Source organism: Trebonia sp., assembly GCF_030042015.1.
In the GTDB taxonomy this organism is placed as follows: Bacteria; Actinomycetota; Actinomycetes; order Streptosporangiales; family Streptosporangiaceae; genus Trebonia.
Genome location: NZ_JASIAL010000076.1, coordinates 1 through 4,237, shown reverse-complemented (window position 1 = coordinate 4,237; position 4,237 = coordinate 1). Strand labels below are relative to the sequence as shown.

Genomic DNA, 4,237 nt, shown 5'->3' with positions numbered 1-4,237 from the left:
CCCCCGGCGCCGGCGCCGGGCTGCCGGTCCGGCAGCCCGGCGGTCACGGCCTGCACCCCGGCGGCGGTGCCGCGTTCGGCGGCGACATCGGCACATCGGACTTCGGCGCCGGGTCCGACTTCGGTACCGGCCGGATGCCCGCGTTCGGCGGCGACGGCGGCGCGGCGAGCACAGGGCCGCTGTCCATCCGGGGCGCGGCGGGCGGCGCCACGGCCGGGAGCGCCGCAGGGACCGGCGGCAGCAGCATTGCCGGCTCGGACGGCAGCCAGGTGACGATCCCGCCCGCCGTCAGCCCGCCGCAAGACCAGCGACTGCCTATCTTCGACTCGCTTGAGTCGGACTGGTTCCGGCGCAGCGGCAAGTCGCTCAGCTCGAGCGCGGAGTCGGACACCGTGGACACCTGGACTTCCCCGGCGGACGAGGGCTGGCGCGCGGCACGCGTGGTCGCCTCGCCCGCGGCGGGTGAGACCACCAACGCCGGGCTGCCGAAGCGCGTTCCGCGGGCTAACCTCGTGCCCGGATCGGTTGGTGCGGGCGAGGACAGTGACGTGGAGCCGCCAGCCCGGTCCGCGGAGACCATCCGCACCCGCATGGCGAGCTTCCAGCGTGGCGTGCGCGAGGCGCGTGCGGCCGCACCCCAGATCGAGGAGCCATAGGACGCATGAGACCCACGGATAGAATTCTCGGAACACGAGGAGGAGCCTGTATGAGCGGGCGAGGAGAGGAGCGAGCGTGAGCACGCCAGGACGCCCGGTCCAGGACCTCAGCTGGCTGATCACCAACTTCGTGGAGCGGGTCCCAGACGTGGCACACGCGGTCGTGGTGTCCTCCGACGGGCTGCCGCTCGCGTTCTCCGCGGGGTTCCCGCAGGAGCGTGCTGACCAGCTCGCCGCGGTCACATCGGGCCTCACTAGCCTGACCCAAGGCGCTTCCCGGGTCTTCGAAGGCGGCGCGGTCGTGCAGACCGTGGTGGAGATGCAGCGCGGCGTGCTGGTCATCATGGCGATAAGCAATGGTGCCAGCCTTGCCGTGCTCGCGGCTTCCACCTGCGATCTCGGGCTGGTCGCATACGAGATGACCCTCCTGGTCGAGCGCGCGGGCCGGGTGCTCACCCCGGCCGCCCGCGGCGGCGTCATGCAAGGTGCTATGCCGGGAGATGGAAGACGATGATGAGCGCGGGAGGAACAGGTGTCGGGTCCCGGCCGCGGCGATGACCGCGGCGGCCCGTCCGCCTGGCAGGGGCCTGGGCGGGCAGGGCCGTGGGACGAACCGCCGCCGCCACAGCGGCAGCCATACCCTCCGGCACAGCAGTTCCCTGCCGATGAGGAGAACAGCTCCACGCGGCTGGTCCGGCCGTACACGGTTACCGGTGGCCGAACCCAGCCGAGGTATAAGCTCGCGCTCGAGGCCTTGGTCACCGCGACTGTGTACGAACCGCGCGACCTGTCCGTGCTCGCGCCCGAGTGCCAGGCGATCTTGCAGTTCTGCCTGGACTGGCGGTCCGTCGCCGAGATCTCCGCGGTGCTGCGGCTGCCGCTTGGCGTCGCGCGGATCCTGGTCGCCGACATGAGCGCGGACGGCCTCGTGCGCATTCACCAGCGTGACGATTCGGAAGGCCGCCCCGACCTTCATTTGCTCGAAAGGGTGCTTAGTGGACTCCGTAAGATCTAGCGTCGCCCGGCCGCACGGCGGCGGTGACGCTTCGGCGATGACGTCGGTGAAGATCGTCGTCGCGGGGGGCTTCGGCGTGGGCAAGACGACCTTCGTCGGCTCGGTGTCGGAGATCACCCCGCTGACCACCGAGGCGGTCATGACCGTCGCGAGTACCGATGTCGACGACCTGTCGCATGTCCCTGACAAGAACACCACCACGGTCGCCATGGACTTCGGGCGTATCACGCTGGAGAAGGACCTGGTGCTGTACATGTTCGGCACTCCCGGACAGCACAGGTTCTGGTTCATGTGGGATGACCTGATCCAGGGCGCCATCGGCGCGGTCGTGCTCGTCGACACCCGGCGGCTGGCCGACTCATTCCCCGCGGTCGACTACTTCGAGGCGAGCGGGCTGCCGTTCGTGATCGGCATCAACGGCTTCCACGGGCAGTTCCCGCACCGCTCGAACGACGTGCGCGAGGCGCTCGCGATCCCGTCGACCGTGCCGGTCATCCCGTGCGACGCGCGCAACCGCGAGTCGACCAAGGCGACCCTCGTCACGCTGGTCGAGCACGCGATGTCGATGCAGGCGGCCGGGAGGTACTAACCGGCACAAACCCAGGGCGTCTCTGGTCACCGGGCTGGGCAGTCGGCACAATGATGGGGTACCCGACCCTTACCGGAGGCCCCGCACCGTGACCGAGCGCTATTACACGACGAGCACCGCGTTCCTTGAGGCACTCGCCGAGGCGGGCGTGAAGTACATCTTCGCGAACCTGGGCAGTGACCACCCTGGCTTGATCGAGGCGCTCGCCCAGGCCAAGGCCGAAGGCCGCGACCAGGAACTGCCGCAGCTCATCGTCTGCCCGCACGAGACGGTCGCGCTCAGCGCGGCGCACGCCTACGCCGCGGTCAGCCGCATGCCGCAGGCGGTGATCGTCCACGTGGACGCGGGGACGCAGAATCTTGGCGGCGCGATAGGCAACGTGATGCGCGGCCGGGTGCCGGTGCTGGTGTTCGCGGGCGCTGCCCCGTACACGATGCAGAACGAGCTGCCCGGGGGCCGCAACGAGTTCATCCACTGGATCCAGGACGTCCACGACCAGCGCGGCATCATGCGCGCCTACACCAAGTACGACAACGAGATCCGCTCCGGCAGGAACGTCAAGCAGCTCGTGCACCGCGCGCTGCAGATCGCCGCGAGCGAGCCGGCCGGGCCGGTCTACCTCGTCGGCCCGCGCGAGGTCATGGAGGAGCAGCTCGAGCCGCACGCGGCAGACCCCGCCGCATACCGCCCCGTCGAGCCGGCCGCCCTCACCGCCGAGGTGGCCGGCGAGATCGCCGCCGCCCTGGCCGGGGCCAGGCACCCGCTCATCATCACCGGCCACCTGGGCCGCGACCCCGAAGCGGTGCCCAAGCTCGTCGACCTCGCCGGCCTGCTCGCGATCCCCGTCATCGAGTCGGCCGCGTTCCGGCTGAACTTCCCCGCCGACCACCCGATGCACCGCGGCTGGCAGTTCACCACCCGCGAGCAGACTCCGCTGCTCGCCGAGGCGGACGTGATCCTCGTCGTGGACAGCGACATACCGTACATCTTCTCGAACAACCGGCCATCCCCTGACGCGTCGATCTACGTGGTCGACATCGACCCGCTCAAGTACGGCATGTCGCTGTGGCACGTCCCGGCACGGCGTTCCGCCGCCGCCAACGCGAAGGTGGCCCTTGAGCAGATAGCCGTGTCCGTTCGGGAGCATGGTTTTGACCGTGATCTCGTGGCGGCGCGGCGGGCGGACGTGACAGCGGCGCACGACGCGCAGCGCGCGGCCTGGGACGCCCTGGAGCGGCACGACGGCACGGTGATCACGCCGCAGTACCTGACCGCGTGCGTGCGCGACCTGCTGGCGGGCGAGGACCCGCTGTTCCTCACCGAGGCGGTCACGAACTTCCAGGTGGTCGCCGAGCACCTGCGCCTGTCCAAGCCGGGATCCCTGATCGGGTCCGGCGGCGGTTCCCTGGGGTGGTCGGGCGGCGGGGCCGTAGGGGCCAAGCTCGCTGCTCCCGAACGAACCGTGGTTTCTCTCGTCGGCGACGGCACTTTCCTGTTCAGCGTGCCGTCGTCGGCGCACTGGGTGGCCCGCAGGTACGGAACGCCGACGCTGACGGTGATCTACGACAACCGAGGCTGGAAGGCGCCCAAGCAGTCCACGCTCGGCGTGCACCCGTCCGGTGCGGCGTCGGCGTCCGACGACTTCCACGTCTCGTTCGAGCCTGAGGCCGACCTGCCGGGCGTGGCCGCGGCGGCCGGCGGCGCGTTCGCCGCCACGGTGACCGACCCCGCCGAACTGCCCTCGGTGCTGAAGGAGGCGCTCGACGCCGTCCACGGCGGCCGCTCGGCCGTGGTCGCCGTGCACATCCCGCTCGCCCAGGGCGCAGGCGGCCCCGCCGTCGCCGCGATCGGCAACACCGGCTGACCCGGGGCGCGGTGCGGGCGGCAAGCGGGGGAGCAGGGCCGCACCGGTCAGCGCGCGCACATCGCGGGGAACGCCCGGTCAAGCGCGTCCCGCCAGTTCCCGATCGGGCTGAT

Annotated in this window: 4 protein-coding genes and 1 pseudogene; all 5 read left to right on the top strand. The window is 70.9% G+C overall.

What is annotated here, in order from left to right:
* Positions 1-656 (top strand): annotated as a pseudogene (locus Q1N79_RS03830) (hypothetical protein); the annotation flags it as partial.
* Positions 657-732: 76 nt separating this feature from the next.
* The gene (locus Q1N79_RS03825; RefSeq protein ID WP_145859590.1) at positions 733-1,170 is read left to right on the top strand and encodes a roadblock/LC7 domain-containing protein; all 438 of its coding nucleotides are present in this window, start codon (positions 733-735) and stop codon (positions 1,168-1,170) included.
* 18 nt (positions 1,171-1,188) lie between these two features.
* Complete coding sequence (locus Q1N79_RS03820; protein WP_300604432.1) at positions 1,189-1,671, top strand: DUF742 domain-containing protein; 483 nt, start codon at positions 1,189-1,191, stop codon at positions 1,669-1,671.
* A gap of 37 nt (positions 1,672-1,708) precedes the next feature.
* Positions 1,709-2,260, top strand: a complete 552-nt coding sequence (locus Q1N79_RS03815) for an ATP/GTP-binding protein (protein ID WP_300604429.1) — start codon at positions 1,709-1,711, stop codon at positions 2,258-2,260.
* An 88-nt stretch (positions 2,261-2,348) separates the two neighbouring features.
* Positions 2,349-4,124 carry a thiamine pyrophosphate-requiring protein gene (locus Q1N79_RS03810; RefSeq protein ID WP_300604426.1) on the top strand — a complete coding sequence of 592 codons (1,776 nt, stop codon included), beginning with the start codon at positions 2,349-2,351 and terminating at the stop codon, positions 4,122-4,124.
* Positions 4,125-4,237: the final 113 nt, after the last annotated feature.